Source organism: Kytococcus schroeteri, assembly GCF_002847825.1.
In the GTDB taxonomy this organism is placed as follows: domain Bacteria; phylum Actinomycetota; class Actinomycetes; order Actinomycetales; family Dermatophilaceae; genus Kytococcus; species Kytococcus schroeteri.
On the sequence record NZ_PKIZ01000001.1, the window covers coordinates 51,324 to 75,284 of the forward strand.

Here is a 23,961-nt window from a genome sequence, read left to right on the forward strand (position 1 = left end):
TGTGGCACGGGACACTAGGATCGACCCACCATCACCCGAAGGAGTGCGAGGAGCGCCCATGGACTACCCCCAGGACCTGCTGTACACCGACAAGCACGAGTGGCTGCGTGAGGCCGGCGACGGCGTCTACCGCGTGGGCATCACCGACTACGCCCAGGACGCGCTGGGTGACGTCGTCTTCGTGACGCTGCCGGCCGTGGGCGAAACCTTCTCCCGCGACGACGCCGCCGGTGAGGTGGAGTCCACCAAGTCCGTCAGCGACGTGTACTCCCCGCTGAGCGGCGAGATCACGGCCGTCAACGACGCGCTCGACGCCACCCCCGAGAACGTGAACTCCGACCCCTACGGCGAGGGCTGGATCTTCGAGATCAAGGTCTCCGAGTCCTCCGAGGTCGAGGACCTCCTCGACGCCGAGGCCTACACCGCCACGCTCGACTGAGCGCAGCACCCCCGGACGACGGGTGCCGGGGGCGACCCCCGGCACCCGTCGTCGACCACCAGAAAGGACCAGGCGCATGAGCTCCACCCCGGGCGGTACCCCGCACGCGACGGGCCCCGCCACCTCCCGCATCGACCTGGCGACCGGGTCGCCCGTCCCCACCCACCCGCGCACACCGGTGGCGATGACGGACGTCGATGCGCAGATGATCGCCGCCCTGCGCCCGGGCACCGCCCTGCTGCTCATCCCCGCCGGCGCCTCGGCCGGTGCGCGCTACCTGCTCGACGAGCCGGAGACCACGGTGGGCCGCGCCGCGGACGCCGACATCCTGCTCGACGACGTGACCGTCTCGCGCCACCACGCGCGCTTCGTGCTCTCGCAGGAGGGGTGCCGCCTCGTGGACAGCAAGTCCACCAACGGCACCTACGTCAACGGCGAGCCGGTGGAACAGGTCGACCTGCAGGAGGGCGACGAGGTGCAGATCGGCAAGTACCGCCTGGTCTTCCACCCCGCGACCTCCCCGGTGGCATGACGGGGGCGAGGCACACCATCGGCCAGGTGGTCCGCGAGCTGTCGGCGGACTTCCCGGACCTCACCATCTCGAAGGTGCGCTTCCTGGAGGGCAAGGGGCTCATCACCCCGGAGCGCACCCCCGCCGGCTACCGGCTGTTCTCCGACGACCAGGTGGAGCGCCTGCGTTTCGTGCTCACCTCCCAGCGCGACCGCTTCTGGCCGCTCAAGGTGATCGCCGACGCCCTGGACCAGATGGACCGTGGCCTGTCGGTGGACCTCGACGCGCCCGCCCCCGGACGGCCCGCTCCTCCGCCCGCCGGCGCGCTGCCCGGGGCGACCGGGCCGGCCGTGCAGGCGGTGGATTTCTCCAGCCGCGAGGCGGTGCGCGTCAGCCGGTCCGAGCTCTGCCGCAGCGCCGGCATCGAGCCCTCCCAGCTGGACGACATCGCGTCCTTCGGCCTGGTCCATGCCGACCGCGAGGGCTGGTACTCCTCCCACGACGTCGACATCGCCCGCGCGGTGGCCACCTTCGCCTCCTTCGGGCTGGAGCCCCGGCACCTGCGCATGTTCCGGCTGGCCGCCGACCGCGAGGCGGCGCTGGTGCAGCAGACCCTCACCGCCTCGCGTCCCGCCCCGGACGAGCGGGAGGGGATGCGCAACGAGCTGGCCGCGGCCTGCCTGGCGCTCCACGTGGCCCTGGTGCGCGCCGAGCTCGGCTGACCGCCCGACCGCGGCCGGCCCGACCGGCCGGTCGGCGTGGCGGCGTTGCCTGCCCGGGGACGGCGCAGTAGCGTCGCCCCCGTGACGACGACGCCGCCCGAGCAGGGCCACCCGGGGGAGCAGGTCCCGCTGTTCGACGACCCGGTCGCCGCTGCCCGGGACGCGGTGGGCTACCGCGGCCCGCAGGCCTGCGCCGCCGCCGGCGTCACCTACCGCCAGCTCGACTACTGGGCCCGCACCGGCCTGCTGCGCCCCAGCGTGCGAGGCGCCCAGGGCTCGGGCACGCAGCGGCTCTACTCCTTCCGCGACATCGTCGTGCTCAAGATCATCAAGCGCCTGCTCGACACAGGTGTCTCGCTGCAGCAGATCCGGGTGGCCGTCGAGGCCGTCGCGGACCGTGGCGCGGACGACCTCGCCTCGCTGACCCTCATGTCCGACGGCGCCTCGGTGTACGAGTGCACGAGCGACGACGAGGTCATCGACCTGGTGCGCGGCGGGCAGGGCGTCTTCGGCATCGCCATCTCCAGCGTGTGGCGCGAGGTGGAGGGCAGCCTGTGCGAGCTGCCCGGTGCCGACGAGCGCGAGGGCGTGGTCGACGAGCTGGCCGCCCGGCGCGCGCGCCGCGGCGCCTGAGGCGGCACGGGCCCGAACCCTCCTCGGCGGGGGCGTGACGTAATACACTCGCCGGTGCCGTCGACCCCGCAGGGGAGAGTCCCGCACCGGGACGCCGAAGGAGCAACCTCCCCGGAATCTCTCAGGCCCACGGACCCTGCGCGGTGAGGCAACTCTGGCCGGCCCCAGTGCCCACAGAGGGGGAGAGATCGTGACCCACGCAGCGACTCCAGGAGGACCCTTGGTTCCCGACGGCACCACGCCCACCCCCGCGCACGAGGCCACCGAGGCCCCCGTGTTCGACGCCAGCGACGAGCTGGGCCTGCACCACGAGCCCGACTTCGTGGGGCGCCACATCGGCCCCCGCGACGAGGACGTGGCCCAGATGCTCGAGGTGATCGGCCAGCCCTCGCTGGACGCCATCATCGCCAAGGCCGTACCGGGCGCCATCCAGGGCGACGAGCAGCTGCCGATGTCGGCGGCCCCCACCGAGCAGGCCGCCACCGCCGAGCTGCGCGCCTACGCCGAGCGCAACACCGTGGCCCGCTCCATGATCGGCCTGGGCTACTACGGCACCCACACCCCGCCGGTGATCCTGCGCAAGATCCTGGAGAACCCGGCCTGGTACACCGCGTACACGCCCTACCAGCCGGAGATCTCCCAGGGCCGCCTCGAGGCGCTGCTGAACTTCCAGACCATGTGCTCCGAGTTGTCGGGCCTCACCACCGCCGGGGCCTCCCTGCTCGACGAGGGCACCGCCGTGGCCGAGGCGATGACGGTGATGCGCCGCACCGCCAAGGTGGGCGCCAAGGACAACTCCGCCGTGCTGCTGCTGGACTCCGGCCTGCTGCCGCAGTCCATCGCCGTCACCGAGACCCGCGCCGAGCCGCTGGGCATCCCGGTGGTCGTGGCCGACCTGGCGGGCGTGGACTCCGTCGAGGGCCTGCGCGCCGCCGCCGGCGACCGCGACGTGTTCGGCGTCATCGTGCAGTACCCGGCCGTGGACGGTGCGATCCGCGACTGGTCGGCCCTGGCCGAGGCCGTCCACGAGGCCGGCGCCCTGGTGACCGCCGCCGCGGACCTGCTGGCCCTCACCCTGCTCACGCCCCCCGGCGAGTGGGGCGCCGACGTGGTGGTGGGCACCACCCAGCGCTTCGGCGTGCCGATGGGCTTCGGTGGCCCGCACGCCGGCTTCATGGCCGTCCGCTCCGGCCTCGAGCGCACCCTGCCGGGCCGCCTCGTGGGCGTCTCCAAGGACGACGAGGGCAAGGTGGCCTACCGCCTGGCCCTGCAGACCCGCGAGCAGCACATCCGTCGCGAGAAGGCCACCTCCAACATCTGCACCGCCCAGGTGCTGCTGGCGGTCATCGCCTCCATGTACGCGGTGTGGCACGGCCCGCAGGGGCTGCGCTCCATCGCCCGCGACGTGCACGGCAAGGCCCGCCGCCTGGCCGGCTCCCTCTCCTCGGCCGGCCTGGAGGTCGTGCACGAGGACTACTTCGACACCCTGGCCGTCCGCGTGCCGGGCCAGGCCGGCAACATCGTGGCCGCCGCCCGCCGCGAGGGCGTGCTGCTGTGGAAGCAGGACGAGGACACGGTGCTGGTGAGCGTGGACGAGACCACGCTCTCGGCCGACCTCGAGGTCGTCGCCGAGGCCTTCGGCGTCTCGCTGGCCGACCGCCTCGGCCCGGCGATGGAGCTCACCTGGCCGCAGCAGCTGCAGCGCACCAGCGACTTCCTCACCCCCGAGGTCTTCCACGTGCACCGCTCGGAGACCCAGATGCTGCGCTACCTGCGCGAGCTCTCCGAGCGCGACTACGCGCTGGACCGCGGCATGATCCCGCTGGGCTCCTGCACCATGAAGCTCAACGCCACCACGGCGATGGAGCCCATCACCTGGCCGGAGTTCGCCAACCTGCACCCCTTCGCCCCGGCGGAGCACTCCGAGGGCATCCGTGCCCTCATGGACGAGCTGAGCCAGTGGCTGTGCGACATCACCGGCTACGACGCCGTCTCGCTGCAGCCCAACTCCGGTGCGCAGGGCGAGCTGGCCGGCCTCATGGCCATCCGCGCCTACCACGCCTCCCAGGGCCAGGAGCACCGCGACGTCTGCCTCATCCCGGCCTCCGCGCACGGCACCAACGCGGCCTCGGCGGTCATGGCCGGCATGAAGGTGGTCGTGGTGAAGACCGCCGAGGGCGGCGACATCGACATGGACGACCTGCGCGCCAAGGTGGAGAAGCACGGCCCCCAGCTGGCCGCCATCATGGTGACCTACCCGTCCACGCACGGCGTGTTCGAGGACACCATCGCCGACCTGTGCGGCCTGGTGCACGACGCCGGCGGCCAGGTCTACGTCGACGGCGCCAACCTCAACGCCCTCATCGGCGTGGCCCGTCCGGGCAAGTTCGGCTCGGACGTCAGCCACCTCAACCTGCACAAGACCTTCACCATCCCGCACGGTGGTGGCGGTCCGGGCGTGGGCCCGATCGGCGTGCGCGAGCACCTGGCGCCCTTCCTGCCCAACCACCCGCTGGTGCCCGGCGCCGGCCCGGCCACCGGGGTCGGCCCCATCGCCGCGGCCCCGTGGGGCTCGGCGAGCATCCTGCCGATCCCGTGGGCGTACATCCGCATGATGGGCTCGGCCGGCCTGAAGAAGGCCACCCGCGTGGCCATCCTCTCGGCCAACTACCTGGCCAAGCGCCTCGACGAGCACTACCCGGTGCTCTACACGGGCAACGAGGGCCTCGTGGCCCACGAGTGCATCCTCGACCTGCGCCAGATCACCAAGGACACCGGCGTCACCGTGGACGACGTGGCCAAGCGCCTCATCGACTACGGCTTCCACGCCCCGACCATGTCCTTCCCGGTCTCCGGCACGCTCATGGTGGAGCCGACGGAGTCGGAGTCGCTCGACGAGCTGGACCGCTTCGTGGACGCGATGGTGGCCATCAAGGCCGAGATCGACGCGGTGGGCCAGCAGGGCGACGCCGACGACTCGGTGCTGCGCCACGCCCCGTACACCGCCCGCTCGATGGCCGGCGACTGGCCGTACTCGTTCACCCGCGCCGAGGCCGTGTACCCGGCCGGCGTGAACCCGGCGACCAAGTACTTCCCGCCGGTGCGCCGCATCGACGGCGTGTACGGCGACCGCAACCTGGTCTGCTCGTGCCCGCCGCCGGAGGCCTTCGAGGACTGACCTGCTGCGCGGCAGGGGCCCTGTCCGGGTCCCTGCCGGCGCGGGACGGCGCCCCCGTCACGTGGGACCGGCCACCCTGTGGTGGCCGGTCCCACGTGCTTGGATGGAGCCCCGCACGGCGAAAGGCAGGACCATGGGCGCAGAGGTCGAGAAGACCGAGTACTCCTCGGCGGACCGGGTGCGGTTCCGCGAGGAGGTCAACCACGAGCTGGAGACCTTCACCTGGCTGCTCGCGCACGCAGAGTTCGACTCCACCTTCCCCAAGATCGGGATCGAGATGGAGCTCAACCTCGTGGACGCCGACATGCAGCCCTCCCTCAACAACGAGGCGGTGCTGGGGCACCTGGGGGAGCACTTCCAGTCCGAGCTGGCGCGCTTCAACATCGAGGTGAACGTGGAGCCGCGCCCGGTGGCCACGGGTGCCTCGCCGTCGCTGGAGCACGTGGTGCTGCACCACCTGCAGGAGGCGCACGACGCGGCCGACGCCGAGGGCTGCCGCATGGTGCCCATCGGCATCCTGCCCACGCTGCGCGAGGAGCACCTGGTAGGGGAGTGGATCTCCGCCGGCTCGCGCTACCGGGCCCTGGAGAACGCGTTGCTCAAGGAGCGCGGCGAGGGCGCCACCATCGACATCACCGGCCCCACCGGGGAGCGAGTCAAGCAGTACACCGAGACCATCGCCCCCGGCGCCGCGGCCACCTCGCTGCAGCTGCACCGGCAGGTCTCGCCGGAGAGGTTCGCCACCTTCTGGAACGCCGCCCAGCTGGTGGCCGCCGTGCAGGTGGCGGTGGGTGCCAACTCGCCCTTCCTGTTCGGCAAACGGCTGTGGGCCGAGACCCGCATCCCGCTCTTCGAGCAGATGATGGACACGCGCACGCCGGAGCTGCGCAACCAGGGGGTGAAGTCCCGGGCCCTGTTCGGGCGCGACTGGATCGCCACCCCGGCCGACCTGTTCCGGGAGAACATCGGCTCCTACCCGGGCCTGCTGCCCGAGCTGTTCGAGCTGCCCTCCACCGAGGGTGGTCCGAGCAGCGACCGCTCCGGGGCCGGCAAGGGGCGGGCCCCCAAGCTGCCGCGCCTGATGCTGCACAACGGCACGGTGTGGCGCTGGAACCGCGGCATCTACGACGTGGTCGACGGCGTGCCGCACCTGCGCGTGGAGAACCGCGTGCTGCCGGCGGGCCCGACTGCGGCGGACACGATGGCCAACTGCGCGCTCTACTACGGGCTGCTGCGCACCCTGGTGGACACCACCCCCGAGCCGTGGCTGGGCTTCAGCCACGCCGAGGCGGAGCGCAACTTCTACGCCGCGGCCGAGCACGGCATCGAGGCGGAGCTGGCCTGGCCGGGCACCACCGGCACGATGCCGGTGACCGAGCTGGTGGCCGAGCACCTGCTGCCGCTGGCGCACGCCGGCCTGGTCTCCGGGGGCACCACCTCCGAGGACGCCGACACCTACCTGGGCACGGTGCGGCGCCGCTGCGAGAAGCGCACCAACGGCGCCACCTGGCAGGTGCAGGCCGTCGAGCGGCTGGAGGCCCGCGGCCTGGACCGCGACGCGGCGCTCACCGAGATGACGCGCCTGTACTGGGAGGCCAACGCCACCCACCAGCCGGTGGACCAGTGGGAGCTGCCCGCCTGAGACCCGCTCAGGGCGCCAGGTTCCACCGGTGGACGGTGGGCGTGGTGCGGTGGTGCCCGAGCACGCTCAGGCTGCCGGCCTCGAGCTCCAGGGCGTCGGCCAGGTAGGGCGTCTGGCGCAGGTACACCGCGGCCAGCACGCGCAGGTGGTGCCCGTGCCCCACGAGCACCACGTCGCCGTGTTCCAGGTGGCGCCACACCCGCCCCAGCACCCGGCTGGCCCGGGCGGCCACCATCTCCACCGTCTCGCCGGGGGTCTCGCCCGGTGGCACGCCGTCGAAGACGGTCCACCCGGGGCGGCCCTCGGCCTGCGCCTGGGCGGTGGTGCGGCCCTCCTCGGCGCCGTAGTCCCACTCCACGAGGTCGGCGTCCAGCGCGTCGGGCTCCAGGCCGGCCAGGCGGGCGGTCTCGGTGGCGCGCTGCAGCGGGGAGCAGCGCACGTGCACCAGGTCGTACTCCGCGAGCAGGTCGGGCAGGCCGCCGACCGCGGCGCGTCCGGCCCCGGTGAGGGGCAGGTCGGTGAGCCCGGTGTGCCGGCCGGCCCGGGACCACGCGGTCTCGCCGTGGCGCACCAGCAGGAGCCGGCCCCGGCCGGGCTCGGAGGGACGCACGTCCACCGGGCCGGCGTCGGCGTACCGGTGGAGGCCGCCCAGGGTGGCGGCGGCCGAGGCCCTGGTCACGCTCGGGCCGGTGGGCGAGGCGGTCTTCGCGTCGGGCTCCATGTGCGGCAGGCTATGCCCCATGAGCAGCGAGACCCCGACCCCGCCCAGCCCCCGCTCGGTCCGTCTGGAGCGCACCGACTTCGCCACCTTCACCGTGACCAACGAGCGGGGCGCCAGCATCACCATCGGGGACGGGAGCGATGCCGACTTCACCCCGGTGGAGCTGCTGCTGGCCGCCGTGGCCGGCTGCTCGGCCATCGACGTCGACTTCATCACCCACAAGCGCGCCGAGCCGGAGTCCTTCGTGGTGGAGGCCCGGGGCACCAAGGTGCGCGACGAGGACGGCAACCACCTGACCGACGTGCAGGCGGCCTTCGACGTGACCTTCGCCGAGGACGAGGCCGGCCGGGCCGCCACCGAGGTGCTGCCGCGGGCCGTGGCCTCCTCGCGCGACCGCCTGTGCACCGTGAGCCGCACCGTGGCCCTGCCCACGCCGGTGGAGTTCACCCTCGCCGACGGCCGGTCGGTGGAGTGAGCGCCCGGCGCCTGACCTTTCTCGACGCGCTCACCATCGGCCTGGCGGCCATGGTGGGCGCGGGGGTGTTCGGGGTCTGGGGCCCGGCCACCGCCGCCGCGGGCGCGTGGCTGCTGGCCGCTCTGGCCGTGGCCGCGCTCGTGGCCTGGTGCAACGCCAGCTCCAGTGCCCAGCTCGCCGCCCGCCACCCGGGGGCCGGGGGCACCTACCTCTACGGCCGGGAGCGGCTCTCCCCGTTCTGGGGCTACCTCGCCGGGTGGTGCTTCGTCGTCGGCAAGACCGCCTCCTGCGCCGCGATGGCGATGGTGGCCGGCTCCTACCTGTGGCCCGGCCGGGAGCAGCTGCTCGGGGTGTTCGCCGTGGTCGCGCTCACGGCCGTCACGCTCGGCGGCGTCGTGCGGTCGGCCCGGGTGGCGCGCGTGGTGGTGGGGCTGGTGCTCCTGGGCATCGTGGGCACCCTGCTCGTCTCGTGGTTCCTGCCGCCGGACCCCACCCTGTGGACCCCCACCCGCGATGCCGCGGTGGTGCCGGGCCGTCCCTCGCCGCACGGGCTGCTGCAGGGCGCCGGGCTGCTCTTCTTCGCGTTCGCCGGGTACGCCCGCATCGCCACCCTGGGCGACCAGGTGGTCGAGCCGCGCCGCACCGTCCCGCGGGCCGTCGCGTGGGGCCTGGGCACCGTGCTGGTGCTCTACGCCGCGGTGGCGGTGACCCTGCTGGCGCGCCTGCGACCGGAGGGCATCGTGGCCAGCGCCGCCCCGTTGCGCGACCTGGCCGGGGGCGCGTCCTCCTGGTGGGCCGTGGTCGTCGGCGTGCTCGCCGGGCTGGCCGCCGTCGGGGCCCTGTGGGCGCTGCTGCTGGGCGTGGCCAGCACCCTCAAGGCGATGGGGCAGCGCCGCGACCTGCCGCCGGCCCTGGGCGTCACCGCCACCGCCTCCACCGGCGAGCGGGTGCCGCGCGTGGCCGCCCTCGCGGTGGCCGGTGCGGTGGTGCTGCTGGTGCTGCTGCTCGACCTGCGCGGCGCCATCGGCTTCTCCGGCGTGGGCGTGCTGCTCTACTACGCGGTGGCCAACGCCGCGGCGTTCACGCTGCGCGACGAGTGGCGCGCCGGGTGGGTGGTGCCGGTGGTGGGCCTGGTCGGCTGCGTCGTGCTCGTGGCGAGCCTCCCGGCCACCAGTCTCGTCGGCGGCCTGGTGATGGTGGCCGTCGGCGTGGTGCTGTGGTTCGTGCGCCGCGGCGAGCCCCGCGTGGCCGATGCCGACCGGGTGCCGGTCAGTGCTCCTCGTGGTGGTCGGGGTCCCCGCCGAACAGGCGACCGTCCGGCCGCGTGAGGTCGGTGATGGCGGCCACCTCGTCGTCGGACAGGGAGAACCCGAACAGGTCGAGGTTCTCCCGCTGGCGCTCCGGCGTGGCCGACTTGGGCAGGGGCAGCACCCCGCGCTGCAGGTGCCAGCGCAGCACCACCTGCGCCGGGGTGACGCCCAACCGCTCGGCCGGTGCCGCCACGGCGGTGTCGGTGTAGCGCGGCTGGCGCTTGCCCAGCGGGCTCCACGCCTGCGTGAGGATGCCGCGGCGGGCGTTCTCGGCCAGCAGGCCGGCCTGGCTGAACGAGGGGTGGACCTCCACCTGGTTGACCGCCGGGGTGACGCCCACCGAGCGGATGACCCGGTCCAGGTGGTGGGGGTGGAAGTTCGAGACCCCGATGCTGCGGGTCAGGCCCCGCTCGCGGGCCTGCACCAGGCCGTCCCAGGCGTACTCGTACTCGCCCTGCGAGGGGTTGGGCCAGTGGACCAGCACGAGGTCGAGGTGGTCGGTGCCCAGGCGGCGCAGGGACTCCTCCACGCACTCCACGGCGCTGCGGTGGCGCCGGCCGGGCACCTTGGTCACGAGCGCGACCTCCTCACGGTCCAGGCCGCTGGCAGCCACGGCGCGACCCACCTCGGTCTCGTTGCGGTAGGAGACGGCCGTGTCGAGCAGTCGGTAGCCGGCGTCCAGGGCGTGGCGCACGGCCGTGACGCCCTCGGCGCCGGTGAGCTCGTAGGTGCCGAAACCCACCAAGGGAAGAGTGGTGCCGTCGTGCAGCGTGTGGCGGGCGGTGGGGGAGAGGTCGACCATGCCCCCAGCCTAGGCGTGACGTCGTGTACCGACATCCCCGCGCGGCGTGTGTGCTGCGCGTCACCGCGGAGGTTAGGTTCTCGGGATGGACCCCCGGGCGCACGACACCACCCCCTGGCCACGCCTCGACGCCGCCACCGCGCACCTGCCCGCGCCGGTGGCCGCGGTGTCCCTCGATGCGGTGGACCGCAACCTGGACCGACTCGTGGAGGCGGCCGACGGCATGCCGCTGCGCGTGGCGAGCAAGAGCATCCGCGTGCGGGCCGTGGTCGAGCGCGCCCTGGCCCACCGTGGCGTGGAAGGCGTGCTCGCCTTCACGCTGCCCGAGGCCATCTGGCTGGCCCGGGTGGGCACCACCGACGACCTGCTCGTGGCCTACCCGACGGTGGACGCCGCCGGCCTGGACGCCCTGGTCTGCGAACCCGACCTCGCCGCGGCCATCACCCTGACCGTCGACGACCCCGCCCACCTCGCCGCGATCGCCGAGGCCCGCGCCCGCACCGGTGGCCGCGAGACCGTGCAGGTGGTGCTCGAGGCCGACGTCTCCCTGCGCAAGGGGCCCGTCACCATCGGCCCCCGCCGCTCGCCCCTGCACGGGTCGCAGGCGGTGGAACGCGCCGCGCGCCGCGTGGTGGCCGAGCCCGGCATCGCGCTGCGCGGACTGCTCACCTACGAGGGCCACGTGGCCGGGGTGCAGGACGTGCCCGTGGCCGGCGACCTGCGCGACCGCGCCTACCGCTGGGCCGTCCGCGGCATGCAGGGCGTCTCGCGCCGCGGGCTGTACGCCGAGCGGCGGGCCGTGGTCGACGCGGTGGCCGCGGTGCTCGGCCACGCCCCGGAGCTCGTGAACGGCGGCGGCACGGGGTCGGTGGCGTGGTCCTCGGCCGACCCGGCGCTCACCGAGGTCACCGTGGGCTCCGGCCTGTTCGTGGGCCACCTGTTCGACCGCTTCCGCGCCATCGACCTGGAGCCCGCGTTCGGCATCGGCCTGGACGTGGTGCGCACCCCCGAGCCGGACATGGTGACCCTGCTGGGCAGCGGCTGGGTGGCCACCGGTGCCGTCGCCGCCGACCGCCTGCCGGTGGCGGCCTGGCCCCCGGGCCTCGAGCTCACCGGCACCGAGGGGGCCGGCGAGGTGCAGACGCCCCTCACCGGTGCCCTGGCCGCCCGGGCCGCCGGCCACCGCCTCGAGGTCGGCTCCCGCGTGTGGATGCGCCACGCGAAGTCCGGCGAGCCCGCCGAGCGGGTCGACGAGGTGGTGCTGGTTCAGGAGGACGGCAGCACCCACACTGTGCCCACCTACCGTGGCGAGGGAAAGGCCTTCCTGTGAACACCACTCGGACCACCGGCTTCCGCAACTGGTCGCGCACCGTCGACCTGCCCGACGCCCCGCGCACCGTCGCGGACTCCACCGAGGCGGTGCAGGCCGCGGTGCGCCACGCCGTGTCCTCCGGCCGCCCGGTGCACCCCGTGGGCAGCGGGCACTCCTTCACCGGGGTGGCCGCCCCGCGCGGGGGCGCCCGCCCGGGCACCTCGCTGGCCGTGGACGGCCTCACCGGCGTGGTCGACGACTCCCGTGCCGCCGAGGGGCTCCTCACCCTCGGCGCCGGCACGCCCCTGCACGCCCTGCCCGCCCTGTTGGCGCCCTACGGCCTGGCCCTGGAGAACATGGGCGACATCGACCGCCAGACGCTCGCCGGCGCCCTCTCCAGCGGCACCCACGGCACGGGCGCGGCGTTCGGCTGCCTCGCCACCCAGGTGCGGGGCGTCACCCTCGTGGACGGCACCGGCCAGGTGCACCGCATCGGCGCCGGGGACCCGCGCCTCAAGGGCGCCGCGGTCTCGCTCGGGGCGCTCGGCGTCATCGTGGACATCACGCTGCAGCTGGTGCCGGCCTACTGCCTGGACCTGCAGGTCGAGAACGAGTCCGCGCCGGAGGTGTTCGCCACCTGGCAGGAGCGCACCGAGGCCCACGACCACTTCGAGGCCTTCTGGTTCCCGCACAGCCCCAGGACCATCACCAAGAGCACCCGTCGGTGCCAGGCCGACACCCCGCCGGTGCCGCGGAGCTGGTTCGGCCACCACGTCGAGGACGGGCTGGTCTCCAACGCGGGCCTGGCGGCCCTGGCGCACCTGTGCGACCGGCTGCCGGGCCGCACGCCGTGGCTCAACCGCACCTTCGGCGGGCTCACCCCGCACCGGGTGGTCGGCCCCTCGCACACCGTCTTCGCCAGCGCCCGCACGGTGCGCTTCCGCGAGATGGAGTACGGCGTGCCGCTGGCCGACCTCCCCGAGGTGATGGCGGAGGTCTCCGCGGCCATCCGCCGTCGCCGCTGGCCGGTGGGCTTCCCGCTGGAGATCCGCAGCACCGCCGGTGACGACCTGTGGCTCTCGATGGCGCAGGGCGGCCCGCGGGCGTTCGTCGCGGTGCACACGGTGCACGGTGACGGCCGCGCCCGGGCGTACTTCGCCGAGCTGGAGCGCATCCTCGTGGCCGCCGGGGGCCGCCCGCACTGGGGCAAGATGCACTCCCTGGGCGCCGAGGCGCTGGCGGGGCTCTACCCGCACCTGGGCGACTTCACCGCCCTGCGCGCGCAGCTCGACCCGCACGGGGTGTTCGCCAACGAGTACACCGACCGCGTGCTCGGCCCCGTGGGCTGAGGCTCAGAGCAGGCGGCGCAGCAGCTCCCGCTTCACCGGGCCCGAGGGCGGGTAGGCCAGTCCCAGGGTGTCCGGGCGCAGCGGCTTGTCCAGCACCGAGCGCTCGTGGGTGAAGGTCCGCACCGACGCCTCGCCGTGGTAGCTGCCCATGCCGCTGGCGCCCACGCCGCCGAAGGGCAGGGAGTGCACGCCCACGTGCGCCATCGGCACGTTGATGCCCACGCCGCCGGAGCGGGTGCCGGCCAGCCAGCGTTCCTGCACGTCGGTATCGCGGGTGAAGAGGTAGAGCGCCAGCGGGGAGGGGCCGTCGGCCACCCGGTCGATGGCGGCCTGCACGTCGGGCACGGTGACGACCGGCAGCACGGGGCCGAAGATCTCCTCGGCCATGGCCGGGTGGTCGTCGTCCACGTTGGTGAGCACGGTGGGGGAGACGTAGAGCGCGTCGAGGTCCACCTCGCCGCCCACCGCGGCGCCGTCCACCATCGCGGCCAGGCGCTCGGCGTGCTTCCGGTTGATGATGCGTCCGTAGTCGCGGCTGGTGCGCGGGTCGGGGCCGAACATGTCGGTGATGGCGCGTTCCAGCTCGGGTACGAGGGCGGCCTGGGTCGCCGGGGTGCACAGCACGTGGTCGGGTGCCACGCAGGTCTGGCCCGCGTTGCTGAACTTGCCCCACACGATGCGGCGGGCCACGGCGCGCAGGTCCACGTCCTCGCCCACCCACGTGGGGGACTTGCCGCCCAGCTCCAGGGTCACCGGGGTGAGGTGCTCGGCGGCGGCCCGCATGACGATGCGGCCGACCTTCTCGCCCCCGGTGAAGAACACGTGGTCCCACTTCTGCTCCAGCAGGGCCGTGGTCTCGGGCACGCCCCCGGTCACCACCTGCACCACCTCGGGGTCCAGGTACTGCGCCACCAGCTCGGCCAGCACGGCGGCGGTGGCCGGTGCGAGCTCGCTGGGCTTGAGCACCACCGTGTTGCCCCCGGCCAGGGCGCCGGCCAGCGGTGTGAGCACGAGGTTCACCGGGTAGTTCCACGGCCCGATGACGAGCACGGCGCCCAGCGGCTCGCGGCGCACCGTGGCGCGGGCGGGCTGCATGGCCAGCGGCACGGAGGCGGCCCGGGGCGACAGCCACTCGTCCAGGTGCTTGAGGAGCTGCTCCACCTCGCCCTCCACCACCGCGAGCTCGGTGGTGCGCGCCTCGGCCCCGGGCTTGCGGAGGTCCTCGCGCAGGGCGGCGAGCAGGCGCGGCTCCTCCTCGCGCAGCAGGGTGCGCAGGGCCCGCAGCTGCTCGCGGCGGGCGTCGAGCTCGCGCAGGCGGCCTGTGGCCCAGGTCTCGTGGGCCAGCTCGCGGACGGTGGCGGCGGTGGACTGCTCGGGGGACGTCATGGTCCCAGCCTACGCAGCAACGGACTCCTCCACGGCCGCGCCGTGGGCCTCCAGCGGCACCCGCCGCAGCTGCCAGCTCCAGGGGTGGTCGGCCAGGTGGGCGGACAGGGCGGCCTCGGTGCCGGTCGCGGGGGAGAGCACCAGCAGGGTGGGTCCGGCCCCACTCACGCACGCGGCTGAAGCGCCGGACGCGCGGGCGGCGGCCAGCACGTCCTCGACGCCCGGTACGAGGTGCGCGCGGTGCGGCTGGTGGAGGCGGTCGTCCACCGCCTCGGAGAGCGCCTCGGTGCGACCGGTGGCCAGGGCGGCCACGAGGAGCGCGCTGCGGGCGGCGTTGTGCACCGCGTCGGCGAAGGGCACCGATGCGGGCAGCGCGGCGCGGGCCTCGGCGGTGGCCACGGGGTGGTCGGGCACCAGCAGCAGCACCTCGGGCAGTGCGCCGGGGGCCACCGGCACGGGCACGCTGTGCACCCGCCCGTCGGCCGCCGCCACGGAGACCACCACGCCGCCCAGCAGGGCCGGGGCCACGTTGTCCGGGTGCCCCTCGGTGAGGGTGCCCAGGCGCACCAGCTCGTCGTCGTCCCAGTCGGTGCCGTGCAGGGCACGGGCGGCCAGCACGCCCCCGACCACGCAGGTGGCCGAGGACCCCAGACCGCGGGAGGGTGGCACGTCGCCGGCCACCGTGCAGCGCACCGCCACCGGCTCGATGCCGTGCTCGGCGCAGGCGCGTTCGTAGGCGGCCACGGGCAGGCTGTCGCCGGCGTCGGTGCGGGCGGGGTCGTCGGCGGCCACCACCTCGAGGGTCACCCGGTTGTGCAGGGCCACCGCCAGGCCCAGGGCGTCGAAGCCGGTGCCCAGGTTGGCCGAGGTGGCCGGCACCCGCACGGTGACCGACCGGCCGGTGGCGCTCATCGGTGCAGGACCTCCTCGATGGTGGACGGCACCTCGGGGACCTCCACCACCTGCTCGTGCAGCACGGCTGCGTCGCGCAGGGAGCTCAGGCCCAGCGGGGCGCCGCGCTCGTCGCCGGCGGTGGTGGCCAGGCGCACGAGGGTGTCGAACTCGTCCTCGTCGGCCTCGTGGCCCAGGGCGGCGAGGACCGCGGGGGCGAACTTGTACGGGCTGGCCGTGGCGGCCACCAGCGCCGGTCGGGCCGGGGGCTGCTGGCCGCCGGTGAGGTCGCCGCGCCGGTACTGCGCCAGCACGTCCAGGGCCACCGCGGTGTGCGGGTCCACCAGCGTGCCGTGCTCGGCGTGCATCGCGCGCAGGGTCGCGGCCGCCTGCTCGCCGGTGGCGGTGCCGGCCACCACCCGGTGCCGGGAGGCGTCCGCGCCCTCGGGCAGGTCCGCCGGCTCCCCGGGCAGCGCGCCCCAGTCGAAGACCCGCTCGTCGGCCAGCTGCGCCATCGCCGCGCGCACCCGGTCGCTGTCGCGCCCGCTGGTGTCGTGCAGGAAGCGCTCCAGGTTGCTCGAGACGAGGATGTCCATCGAGGGCGAGTCCGTGCGCACCAGCCCGCGTCGGGCGTCGTAGGTGCCGGTGGCGAAGAAGTCCGCCAGCACCCGGTTCTCGTTGGTGGCGCACACCATGGTTCCCAGCGGGACGCCTGCGGCGCGGGCCCAGGTGGCGGCCAGCAGGTTGCCGAAGTTGCCGGTGGGCACCACCACGTCCACGGGTTCGCCGGCGGCCACCATGCCCGCCCGGCGCAGGGCCGCGTAACCGGTCACGTAGTAGACCATCTGCGGCAGCAGGCGCCCCAGGTTGATGGAGTTGGCCGAGCTCACCGCGTACCCGCGCCCCGTGAGCCGTTCCCGGGCGCCCGCGTCGGCGAAGAGGGCCTTCACCGCCCGCTGGGCGTCGTCGAAGTCGCCGTGGATGCCCAGCACGTGCACGTTGCCACCGGCCTGCGTGCGCATCTGCTGCTTCTGCATGAAGCTCACGCCCTCGGTGGGGTAGAGCACCACCACCTCGGTGTCGGGCACGTCCTTGAAGCCCTCGAGCGCCGCCTTGCCGGTGTCGCCGCTGGTGGCGGTGAGCACCAGTGTGGTGCCCTGCTGCCCCTCGGCGGTGCGCGCCAGCGTCACCAGGTGGGGCAGCAGCGTGAGCGCGACGTCCTTGAAGGCGTGCGTGGGCCCGTGGAAGAGCTCCAGCAGGCCGATCGTCCCGTCCGCCTCGCCGAGGACGGTCAGCGGTACCACCTCCTCGGTCTCGAAGCGGGCCGCCGCCGCCTCGACGGCCTCCCGCAGCCCGTCGGCCGGCAGGCCGCCCTCCCCGGTGAGGTAGGGCGCCATGACCGCCGTGGCCACCTCGGCCCAGGGGGCGTCGAGCAGGGACTCCACGTCCAGCGGCTCGATGCGCTCGGGAACGTAGAGCCCGCCGTCGGGGGCCAGGCCGTCGAGCACCGCCCGGGCCGCGCCCACCGCCGGTGCCTGACCGCGGGTGCTGGTGAACCTCATGCCGCCCCCTCGCCGGCGGCCTCCCAGCGGACGACGCAGCTGCCCGGGTCGTCCAGCCAGGGCTGCAGCACGGCCCGGCGCAGCGGACCGGTGATGCCCGCCACCGGGTCGGAACCCAGCCGGTCCTGCAACAGGGCCTCGGCCTGCCCCGCCAGGGCGGCGCTGCTGCGCAGGTACCAGCGGCCGGTCACCGTGGCGTTCGCGTCGTGCAGCGGGGCGTCCGAGAGCGGGCTGGTGGTGGGCACCGCACCCAGCAGCACGTCCACCACGTCGGTGAGCACCGCCGAGGCGGTCTCGTAGCGCCCCGCGCCGGGCCCGGCGAAGGTCAGGGCACCCACGTGGTCGGCCTCGAAGGTGACCGCGTTGGTGGACCCGGTGATGCTGGCCGCCCAGTGCTCCGGCGGCACGGCGACCGGCTCGACGACGGCGGTCACCTCGTGGCCGCCGGGACCCTGCACGGCGTGCGCCTCACCCACCAGGCGCACCACGCGCGGGCCGCCGGGCGCCGTGCGCAGCGCCTGCAGGTCGGCCGCCGACACCCGCTCGATGCCGGTGCACAGGATGTGAGGCTCGGTCACCGGGCCGCCGAACGCCATCGAGGCCAGGATGCGCAGCTTGCGCAGCGAGTCCGCCCCGCTCACGTCGGCGCTCGGGTCGGCCTCCAGGTAGCCCAGCTGCTGGGCCTCGGCGGCCACCACGCCGTAGTCCCGCCCGGACTCCATGGCCGAGAGGATGTAGTTGCACGAGCCGTTGAGGATGCCGCTCACCGAACGCACCCGGTCCACGCGGACGAGGTCGCGCAGGGCCCGCACGCACGGCACCCCACCGGCCACGGCGGCCTCGAAGAGCAGGTTCACCCCCTGCTCCTGGGCCAGCGCGGTGAGCTCCTCGCCGTGCGCGCTGAGCAGCGCCTTGTTGGCGGTGACCACGTGCTTGCCCTGGCGCAGCGCCTCGCCCACCAGCTCCAGGCCCTCCTCGACGGGCCCGGCCACCTCCACCACGAGGTCCACCGACGGGTCGGTCACCGCCCCCCGGGCGTCAGTGCTCAGGGTGCCGGCAGGGGCGGGGACGTCGCGCTCGCGGTGCAGGTCGCGCACCACCACGTGACGCACCACCACGTCGGTGCCCAGCTGGTCCAGCCAACGCCCACGGTGCCGGCCCAGCAGGTCGACGACCCCCTGGCCCACCGTCCCGTAGCCCAGGACGGCCACCCCCACGCTGCGCACGCCCTCGGTCTGTTCCGTCATGTCGGCCTCCTGGGTGGTCTCGTCCCGGGTCTTCCAGTCGTCTCGTGGTCTGGTCCCGCCCGGCCACCGGCTGGGCCGGCGGTGGCGCCAGCCTAACGACGCCTCCCCGCCTGGTAGGAGGGGCCGTGCCCGGGTCTCCGCCCGGGGCCGCGCGGGGGCCGTCGGTGCCTCGGGCGATACTTGGGGCAGGTGCCGAGAGCCGGCACGCCGATGACCCCGAGGGGGCACCATGAAGCGCACGACCCTGACGCTGCTGGCCGCGATGAGCACCACCGTGGTGCTCGCCGGGTGCAACGAGGACAACGGTGGCGGCGGTGGCTCCGCCCAAGCCGACTCCGACCCGAAGGCCGCCGTGTCGCAGGCCTTCGACAAGGCCAACGAGGCCAAGGACCAGACGGCCACGATCTCCCTGGACAGCTCCTCGGAGTCGCTCAAGAAGCTCACGGAGTCCTCCGACTTCTCCACCCTGAGCTCTGACGACCGGATGGCCGTGGAGAAGGTCACCGAGCTGCTGCCCAAGTCCAAGATCACGGTCTCGACCCACTCGCGCGACCAGGCCCTCTCCGAGGAGAAGGACGCCAAGGACCTCGACACCGCCATGACCCTGCACATCGGCGAGGGAAAGGTCGAGTTCCGCCAGGTCGAGGGCGGCATGTACATGCGCGCCGACGTGGACAAGATCGGTCAGGAGACCGGCCTGTTCACCGCCGACCAGCTCAAGATGGGCCTCACCGGCGGCTCCGGTGCCCCGGCCGACGACCCCTCGATGCAGTTCCTCACCAAGGCCCTCTCCGGCGAGTGGGTCGGTGTCTCCTCCGAGCAGGTGGAGTCCGAGCTGCAGAAGCAGGGGCTCACCCTGGAGGACCTCACCAAGGAGGCCACCGGCGGCACCGAGGTGTCCGCCCAGCAGCAGCTGAAGATGCAGCAGGACCTCAAGACCTTCATGGACGAGCACGGCGAGTTCACCCGCGAGGGAGACGTGGTGCACGTGGCTGTGCCGGTGGAGGAGAGCTGGGACGACTTCGCCGCCATCGTGAACCAGAACATCACGGACCCCTCGGAGAAGCTGCCGACGCTCACCGAGGAGAACAAGAAGGCCATCAAGGACGACGCCAAGGCGACCATCGACGTGACCCTCGACGGCGACCAGCTCAAGGGCCTGGACCTCGACTTCACCCAGGTCAAGGACTTCGTGGACCCGGCCTCGCTGGACGCCACCGAGAAGAAGGACTACGACGAGTTCGTCCAGCAGGTCGGCGACGGCCCGCTCGGCCTGAAGATCGAATACGGCCAGGAGGGCGCGCCGGCCAAGCCGGACCAGTTCACCGAGGTGCCGCAGGAGCTGCTCGACGCCGGCGCGGCCAGCGCCACGGGCGCTGGTGGCGCGGAGATGGCCGGCTGACCCGACCCGTCGCACCGCCCCGCCGGGGGCACCCGCTCACCGCGGGTGCCCCCGGCGTGGCCGTTCCCGCACACTGGGTCCACCGGCCCACCGACCCGTCCACCCACCCCAGGAGCCCCATGACCCAGCGAGCCGCCTCGTGACCGCCGCCCAGACCGCACCCGGCCCCGGGGCGGGCCTGCCGCGCTTCCTGGCCCCCTTCGCCACCCGGGACTACCGCCTGCTGGCCACCAGCCTGCTGCTCGTCTCGTTCTCCGCGGGGGTGTGGACCGTGGGGCTGGTCTACGCCGTCAAGGGCCTCGGCGGCCGCGAGGTGGACCTCTCGGTGGTCACGGCCGTGGGCTCGATCGGGCTGGTGCTCTGCGCGCTCGTCGGAGGCGTGGCCGCCGACCGGCTGCCCCTGCGCGGACTGCTGGCCGGCTGCTCGCTGCTGTTCGCCGTCGTCGGCGGGGTGGTGGCGCTGCTGGGGGCCACCGGCGCCCTGCAGATGTGGCAGCTCATGGTCGCGGCCTTCCTGGCCATGGCCTGTGCCGGCATCTACAACCCGGCCTACTCCGCGCTGCTGCCGCGGGTGCTGCACGACGACCAGCTGCTGGCCGCCAACGGCCTGGAGGCCGCGAGCCGCCCGGTGCTGCAGCAGGCGGCCGGTCCGGCCGTCGCCGGCTTCGTGGTGGGGGCGGTGGCGCCCTCGGCGGCGATGGCGGTGGTGACCGTGGCGCAGGCAGGGGCCGTGGCCTGCGTGCTGGCGCTGCGCACCGGAGGGCTGTTCCGGCGTGCGCTGCCGGTGGAGGAGCAGGGACCGGACCAGTCGGTCTGGCGCGACTTCACCGAGGGCGCCGCGTACACCTGGCGCACCCCCTGGCTGGCGGCCACGCTCGTGTGGTCGGTGGTGGCGGTGTTCCTGTTCATCGGGCCGATGGAGGTGCTGCTGCCCTTCATCGTCACGCGCCACGGGGGCGGACCGGACACCTTCGGGCTGCTGCTGGCGTGCCTGGGTGCGGGGGCCGCGGTGGGGGCCATCGGCGTGAGCTCCCGCCGCCTGCCGCGGCGCTACCTCACGGTCATGATCACGGTGTGGTCGGTGGCGGCGGTGCCCTTCTTCGCCCTGGCGATCACGGACAGCTTCTGGCTCATGGGCCTGGTGCTCTTCGTCTTCGGCCTCGGCGACGGAGCGGGCATGGTCATCTGGGGCACGCTGCTGCAGCGCCGGGTGCCGCGGTCCATGCTCGGCCGCGTGAGCTCGCTGGACTTCTTCGTCTCGCTGGCCATGATGCCGGTCTCGATGGCGCTGGCCGGCCCGGTGGCGCAGGTGCTGCCCACCTGGGTGGTCTTCGCCCTGCCGTCGGTAGGCATCCCGTTGGTGGGGCTGGCCTGCCACGTGCTGGCCGACCTGGGCGGGGACGAGCTGCGGCACCCGCTGGACCAGGAGGTGGACCTGGCCGGCGCGCACACCGAGGTGGTGGACGGCGTCTCAGGCCTCCACTCGTCGGCCCGCGCTGAGTAGCACCACCGCCAGCACGAGGCCCGCCGCCCAGGCCAGCTGCTCGGCCGTCAGACCGAAGCCGAGCTGCCACAGGCGGTGGACCGCCACGCCGCCGAGCACCGCACCCAGCACGCCGCGCCAGGTGGTGCTCGTGGTGGCGAAGCGGGAGAACCACACCTCCCACCGGACGGCGCCGAACACCATGACCGCCAGCATCGCGCCGGAGAGCACGAACCACACCGGGCGCACCATCCACCAGCCGGCGATGCTGCGGGGGAGCAGCAGGTCCGGGGCGAGCATGCCGATGCCGATCATCACGGTCATGGCCGGTACGTGCCACAGGTAGACCAGCATGGCCAGTGCGTTGCCGGTGCCGATGCGGCGCCGCCACCGCTCGCCGGGGGACCACCCGAGCAGGCGCCGGCCCACCGCGGTGAGCACGGCCCACTGCGCGATGCCGAGCACGGCCAGGGCGGCGGTGGGCGGGGCCAGGTTGCTCACCGGGGCGTCGCGCACGCCGAGATTGGTCGGGAACCACGGGCCGGGCACCACCATCGCCACCAGGGCGGCCGCGCAGGCGAGCACCACCAGGGCCAGCTGCCACAGCGGGGCGGAGAAGGCGCGGCGCCGCGCGTACCCGACGCCGAGCTGGTGGCAGAACAGCCAGACGAACACGAGGTTGAGCGCGGTGAGGTCGACCCCGCCCCAGAAGCGCAGCACGTCCACGCCGAACGCGGCGGCCAGCAGCACCGCCGCCGAGGCCCACCCGGTGCGGTCGAAGGCCCACACCGCCAGCGGCGCGGTGGCGGTGCACAGCAGGTAGACCGAGAGGAACCACAGCGGGTTGGCGATCTGGTCGCCGATGGTGACCGCCAGGCCGGGGGCGATGAGCCCGCCGACCACCACCACGAGCAGGGTGACCCCCATGAGCGGCAGCACCGGCGAGGTCAGGCGTCGGGCGCGCAGGCCCAGGTAGGCCCCGAGCGGGTCTCCGGAGGCGCGCCAGCGGTCCACCAGCAGGGTGTTGGTGAAGCCGCCGGCCACGAAGAAGGCCGGCATGGCCTGCAGGAGCCAGGTGAGGGCCCACACCACGGGACCGGAGAGCGCGAGCTCCAGCTGCAGGCCGTCCTCCATCCACAGGTGCAGGTAGCACCAGTGCATGCAGACGACGATGATCATGGCCGCGAGGCGGACGATGTCCACCACGTGGTCGCGTGCGCGTGTGGCGCCCCCGTTGGTCATGCGCGCATTGTGCACTGCCACAGGGCAGGAGGGCCCGATGCGGGTGAGCACGACGGAGCAGCGCAGGGACGGCACGGGGTGGCTGGTGGTGATCGCCGAGCCCGAGCCCGGGGACGGCGGTGGACACGACGCGGCGGGTACCGGCGACGACGGCGGGGTCGGCGGCGTGCGGATGGGGCTGCACCGACTGCACCGCGGCCGCCGCTCTCATGCCCGCGCCCACGGCCCTGTACTTCCTGGAGCGGGCCCTGCAGCACCCGGAGCCGGGGGCGGCGCTGCGGCGCTCGCCGATCAAGGTGGAGATCAGCATCGCCCACGCGCGTGCGCTCGCAGGCCGGGCGGGTGGCTCGCTACCTCGGTCGGCGGGTGCGCCGCCGCTGAGGGCCCCTCAGGCGGTGGTGCCGGGGTCCAGGCGGGCGCCGGGGGCCAGCTCCACGCCCTCGCCGATGGTGCTCTGGCGGCCCACCAGCACGATGTGCTCGTCCTCCAGCTCGTCCGGCCCGGGCTCACCGACCCGTGCGTCCGCACCCACCTGCACGCCCTCGTCGACGATCGCCGTGGAGATGCTCGCCCCGGCGGCCACGTGCACCTCGTCGAAGAGCACGCTGTCGACCACGGTGGCACCCTCCTCGACCACCACGCCCGGGCCGAGCACGCTGCGCTCCACCGTGCCGGCCACGCGGCAGCCGGGGGAGAGCAGGGCGTCGCTCGCCCGACCGGTGGAGGTCACCAGGGCCGGGGGCAGGTCGCGGTGGCTGCTGCGCACCACGAGGTGCTCGGTGGCGAAGACCTGGTCGGGATCGGCCACGAGGTCGCGGTGGCCCTGCAGGTAGGCCGAGGGGCGGCCCATGTCGCGCCAGTAGCCCTCGACCCGGTGGCGGCGCACCGAGCCACGCTCCACGAGGCGGGGCAACACCTCCTCTGGCAGGTCGCCGGGGCCGTCGTCGTCCGCCTCGGCGGGGTCGCCGGGGCAGGACGCGCGGTCGGCGCGCACGGCATCGAGCACCTCGCGCAGTGCCGGCCAGGAGTAGACGACCACCTCGGCGGAGATCTCCGGGTCGTCGCCGGGCTCCTCGGGCTTCTCGGCGATGTCGGTGACGCGCTCGCCGTCGAGGGTGAGCACGGCCTTGTGGCGGGCCACCTCGGGGGAGGCCGGCAGGGAGAGGACGGTGCACTCGGCCCCCGAGGCGGTGTGGGCGGCCACCGCCTCGGCGAGGTCGGCCACGAGCACCTGGTCGGCGCTCAGCGTGATGACCACGTCCGGGCCGTGCGCCTCGACGGCGTCGCGGACGGCCAGCAGGTCCTCGGTGTTGGACTCGGAGAACGCCGGGCCGTCAGCGTGGCCGCTCTCGGGCACCATGCGCCGGTAGCCGCCGCGCACCCGGTCCAGGTCCCACGGACGGCCGTGCTGCAGGTGGTCGTCCAGGGTGCTGGCCATGTACTGCACGCTCACCCACACGTCGCTGATGCCGGCGTGGGCCGCCGCGGAGACCGCGAGGTCCACCAGCCGGTAGGACCCGGCGTAGGGCAGGGCCGGCTTGGCGCGCTCCTGGGTGAGCACCTCCATGCGCGAGCCCTGGCCACCGGCCTGGACGATCGCGAGCACGCGCGGGGCGTCGGGCGCGGGGGTGCGGGTCATCGGTCCCTCCTGGGG

The 23,961-nt window shown here is 74.2% G+C and carries 20 protein-coding genes and 1 riboswitch; of the genes, 12 read left to right on the top strand and 8 right to left on the bottom strand.

What is annotated here, in order from left to right; all coding sequences use genetic code 11:
- The first annotated feature begins 58 nt into the window (after nucleotides 1-58).
- The 6 genes from gcvH (at nucleotide 59) to CYJ76_RS00295 (ending at nucleotide 7,125) form a co-directional block, all read left to right on the top strand.
- Nucleotides 59-439: a glycine cleavage system protein GcvH gene (gene gcvH / locus CYJ76_RS00270; protein WP_070705523.1), complete on the top strand. Its 381-nt coding sequence runs from the start codon at nucleotides 59-61 to the stop codon at nucleotides 437-439.
- A gap of 76 nt (nucleotides 440-515) precedes the next feature.
- Nucleotides 516-971, top strand: a complete 456-nt coding sequence (locus CYJ76_RS00275) for an FHA domain-containing protein (protein ID WP_070705524.1) — start codon at nucleotides 516-518, stop codon at nucleotides 969-971.
- 26 nt (nucleotides 972-997) lie between these two features.
- A complete protein-coding gene (ftsR, locus tag CYJ76_RS00280) occupies nucleotides 998-1,672 on the top strand; it encodes a transcriptional regulator FtsR (RefSeq protein ID WP_237769800.1) in 675 nt (224 codons plus the stop codon).
- Between the two features lie 81 nt (nucleotides 1,673-1,753).
- Nucleotides 1,754-2,305 (top strand): MerR family transcriptional regulator, encoded by a 552-nt coding sequence (locus CYJ76_RS00285; protein ID WP_180802152.1) that lies wholly within the window; start codon nucleotides 1,754-1,756, stop codon nucleotides 2,303-2,305.
- A 61-nt stretch (nucleotides 2,306-2,366) separates the two neighbouring features.
- A riboswitch (glycine riboswitch) is annotated at nucleotides 2,367-2,452 on the top strand.
- Between the two features lie 127 nt (nucleotides 2,453-2,579).
- Nucleotides 2,580-5,483, top strand: a complete 2,904-nt coding sequence (gcvP, locus tag CYJ76_RS00290; RefSeq protein ID WP_238138103.1) for an aminomethyl-transferring glycine dehydrogenase — start codon at nucleotides 2,580-2,582, stop codon at nucleotides 5,481-5,483.
- A 133-nt stretch (nucleotides 5,484-5,616) separates the two neighbouring features.
- Nucleotides 5,617-7,125: a glutamate--cysteine ligase family protein gene (locus CYJ76_RS00295; protein ID WP_070703964.1), complete on the top strand. Its 1,509-nt coding sequence runs from the start codon at nucleotides 5,617-5,619 to the stop codon at nucleotides 7,123-7,125.
- 7 nt (nucleotides 7,126-7,132) lie between these two features.
- On the opposite strand, the gene CYJ76_RS00300 is transcribed toward CYJ76_RS00295, so the two are convergent.
- On the bottom strand, nucleotides 7,133-7,846 hold the full coding sequence (locus tag CYJ76_RS00300) for a histidine phosphatase family protein (protein ID WP_083323460.1): 714 nt from the start codon (nucleotides 7,844-7,846) through the stop codon (nucleotides 7,133-7,135).
- A gap of 19 nt (nucleotides 7,847-7,865) precedes the next feature.
- Between CYJ76_RS00300 and CYJ76_RS12705 the strand changes: the two genes are divergently transcribed.
- Both CYJ76_RS12705 and CYJ76_RS00305 read left to right on the top strand, forming a co-directional pair.
- Nucleotides 7,866-8,321 carry an OsmC family protein gene (locus tag CYJ76_RS12705; RefSeq protein ID WP_070703966.1) on the top strand — a complete coding sequence of 152 codons (456 nt, stop codon included), beginning with the start codon at nucleotides 7,866-7,868 and terminating at the stop codon, nucleotides 8,319-8,321.
- The gene (locus tag CYJ76_RS00305; protein WP_238138096.1) at nucleotides 8,318-9,649 is read left to right on the top strand and encodes an APC family permease; all 1,332 of its coding nucleotides are present in this window, start codon (nucleotides 8,318-8,320) and stop codon (nucleotides 9,647-9,649) included. Before CYJ76_RS12705 ends, CYJ76_RS00305 begins: the two co-directional genes overlap by 4 nt.
- Here CYJ76_RS00305 and CYJ76_RS00310 read toward each other — a convergent pair.
- The gene (locus CYJ76_RS00310) at nucleotides 9,591-10,433 is read right to left on the bottom strand and encodes an aldo/keto reductase (RefSeq protein ID WP_101848900.1); all 843 of its coding nucleotides are present in this window, start codon (nucleotides 10,431-10,433) and stop codon (nucleotides 9,591-9,593) included. The genes CYJ76_RS00305 and CYJ76_RS00310 overlap by 59 nt on opposite strands.
- An 85-nt stretch (nucleotides 10,434-10,518) precedes the next feature.
- On the opposite strand from CYJ76_RS00310, the gene CYJ76_RS00315 reads away from it, so the two are divergent.
- Nucleotides 10,519-11,763 (top strand): alanine racemase, encoded by a 1,245-nt coding sequence (locus CYJ76_RS00315; RefSeq protein WP_101848901.1) that lies wholly within the window; start codon nucleotides 10,519-10,521, stop codon nucleotides 11,761-11,763.
- Nucleotides 11,760-13,094 carry a D-arabinono-1,4-lactone oxidase gene (locus CYJ76_RS00320; RefSeq protein ID WP_101848902.1) on the top strand — a complete coding sequence of 445 codons (1,335 nt, stop codon included), beginning with the start codon at nucleotides 11,760-11,762 and terminating at the stop codon, nucleotides 13,092-13,094. The genes CYJ76_RS00315 and CYJ76_RS00320 overlap by 4 nt, the downstream gene beginning before the upstream one ends.
- 3 nt (nucleotides 13,095-13,097) lie before the next feature.
- Here CYJ76_RS00320 and CYJ76_RS00325 read toward each other — a convergent pair whose 3' ends face one another.
- The 4 genes from CYJ76_RS00325 to CYJ76_RS00340 are packed head-to-tail and all read right to left on the bottom strand — an operon-like array spanning nucleotide 13,098 to nucleotide 18,180.
- A complete protein-coding gene (locus CYJ76_RS00325; protein ID WP_101848903.1) occupies nucleotides 13,098-14,480 on the bottom strand; it encodes an aldehyde dehydrogenase family protein in 1,383 nt (460 codons plus the stop codon).
- Between the two features lie 9 nt (nucleotides 14,481-14,489).
- Nucleotides 14,490-15,392 (bottom strand): homoserine kinase, encoded by a 903-nt coding sequence (thrB, locus tag CYJ76_RS00330; RefSeq protein ID WP_101848904.1) that lies wholly within the window; start codon nucleotides 15,390-15,392, stop codon nucleotides 14,490-14,492.
- Nucleotides 15,389-16,933 carry a threonine synthase gene (gene thrC, locus CYJ76_RS00335; RefSeq protein ID WP_101848905.1) on the bottom strand — a complete coding sequence of 515 codons (1,545 nt, stop codon included), beginning with the start codon at nucleotides 16,931-16,933 and terminating at the stop codon, nucleotides 15,389-15,391. The genes thrB and thrC overlap by 4 nt, the downstream gene beginning before the upstream one ends.
- Nucleotides 16,930-18,180: a homoserine dehydrogenase gene (locus CYJ76_RS00340; RefSeq protein WP_070705361.1), complete on the bottom strand. Its 1,251-nt coding sequence runs from the start codon at nucleotides 18,178-18,180 to the stop codon at nucleotides 16,930-16,932. Before CYJ76_RS00340 ends, thrC begins: the two co-directional genes overlap by 4 nt.
- Nucleotides 18,181-18,409: 229 nt before the next feature.
- On the opposite strand from CYJ76_RS00340, the gene CYJ76_RS00345 reads away from it, so the two are divergent.
- Together CYJ76_RS00345 and CYJ76_RS00350 are read left to right on the top strand one after the other, a co-directional pair.
- Nucleotides 18,410-19,582 carry a hypothetical protein gene (locus CYJ76_RS00345; protein WP_180802153.1) on the top strand — a complete coding sequence of 391 codons (1,173 nt, stop codon included), beginning with the start codon at nucleotides 18,410-18,412 and terminating at the stop codon, nucleotides 19,580-19,582.
- A 139-nt stretch (nucleotides 19,583-19,721) separates the two neighbouring features.
- Nucleotides 19,722-21,086, top strand: coding sequence for an MFS transporter (locus CYJ76_RS00350; protein ID WP_180802154.1), 1,365 nt, complete (start codon nucleotides 19,722-19,724; stop codon nucleotides 21,084-21,086).
- Here CYJ76_RS00350 and CYJ76_RS00355 read toward each other — a convergent pair.
- Together CYJ76_RS00355 and CYJ76_RS00360 are read right to left on the bottom strand one after the other, a co-directional pair.
- Nucleotides 21,054-22,307: an acyltransferase family protein gene (locus tag CYJ76_RS00355; protein WP_101848907.1), complete on the bottom strand. Its 1,254-nt coding sequence runs from the start codon at nucleotides 22,305-22,307 to the stop codon at nucleotides 21,054-21,056. The genes CYJ76_RS00350 and CYJ76_RS00355 overlap by 33 nt on opposite strands.
- A 388-nt stretch (nucleotides 22,308-22,695) precedes the next feature.
- Nucleotides 22,696-23,946, bottom strand: a complete 1,251-nt coding sequence (locus tag CYJ76_RS00360; RefSeq protein WP_101848908.1) for a glucose-1-phosphate adenylyltransferase family protein — start codon at nucleotides 23,944-23,946, stop codon at nucleotides 22,696-22,698.
- Nucleotides 23,947-23,961: the final 15 nt, after the last annotated feature.

Coding starts and splice junctions, on each gene's coding strand:
- gcvH (WP_070705523.1), top strand. CDS start 59: ATGGACTACCCCCAGGACCTGCTGTACACCGACAAGCACGAGTGGCTG.
- CYJ76_RS00275 (WP_070705524.1), top strand. CDS start 516: ATGAGCTCCACCCCGGGCGGTACCCCGCACGCGACGGGCCCCGCCACC.
- CYJ76_RS00295 (WP_070703964.1), top strand. CDS start 5,617: ATGGGCGCAGAGGTCGAGAAGACCGAGTACTCCTCGGCGGACCGGGTG.
- CYJ76_RS00300 (WP_083323460.1), bottom strand. CDS start 7,846: ATGGAGCCCGACGCGAAGACCGCCTCGCCCACCGGCCCGAGCGTGACC.
- CYJ76_RS12705 (WP_070703966.1), top strand. CDS start 7,866: ATGAGCAGCGAGACCCCGACCCCGCCCAGCCCCCGCTCGGTCCGTCTG.
- CYJ76_RS00310 (WP_101848900.1), bottom strand. CDS start 10,433: ATGGTCGACCTCTCCCCCACCGCCCGCCACACGCTGCACGACGGCACC.
- CYJ76_RS00315 (WP_101848901.1), top strand. CDS start 10,519: ATGGACCCCCGGGCGCACGACACCACCCCCTGGCCACGCCTCGACGCC.
- CYJ76_RS00325 (WP_101848903.1), bottom strand. CDS start 14,480: ATGACGTCCCCCGAGCAGTCCACCGCCGCCACCGTCCGCGAGCTGGCC.
- thrB (WP_101848904.1), bottom strand. CDS start 15,392: ATGAGCGCCACCGGCCGGTCGGTCACCGTGCGGGTGCCGGCCACCTCG.
- thrC (WP_101848905.1), bottom strand. CDS start 16,933: ATGAGGTTCACCAGCACCCGCGGTCAGGCACCGGCGGTGGGCGCGGCC.
- CYJ76_RS00340 (WP_070705361.1), bottom strand. CDS start 18,180: ATGACGGAACAGACCGAGGGCGTGCGCAGCGTGGGGGTGGCCGTCCTG.
- CYJ76_RS00345 (WP_180802153.1), top strand. CDS start 18,410: ATGAAGCGCACGACCCTGACGCTGCTGGCCGCGATGAGCACCACCGTG.
- CYJ76_RS00355 (WP_101848907.1), bottom strand. CDS start 22,307: ATGACCAACGGGGGCGCCACACGCGCACGCGACCACGTGGTGGACATC.
- CYJ76_RS00360 (WP_101848908.1), bottom strand. CDS start 23,946: ATGACCCGCACCCCCGCGCCCGACGCCCCGCGCGTGCTCGCGATCGTC.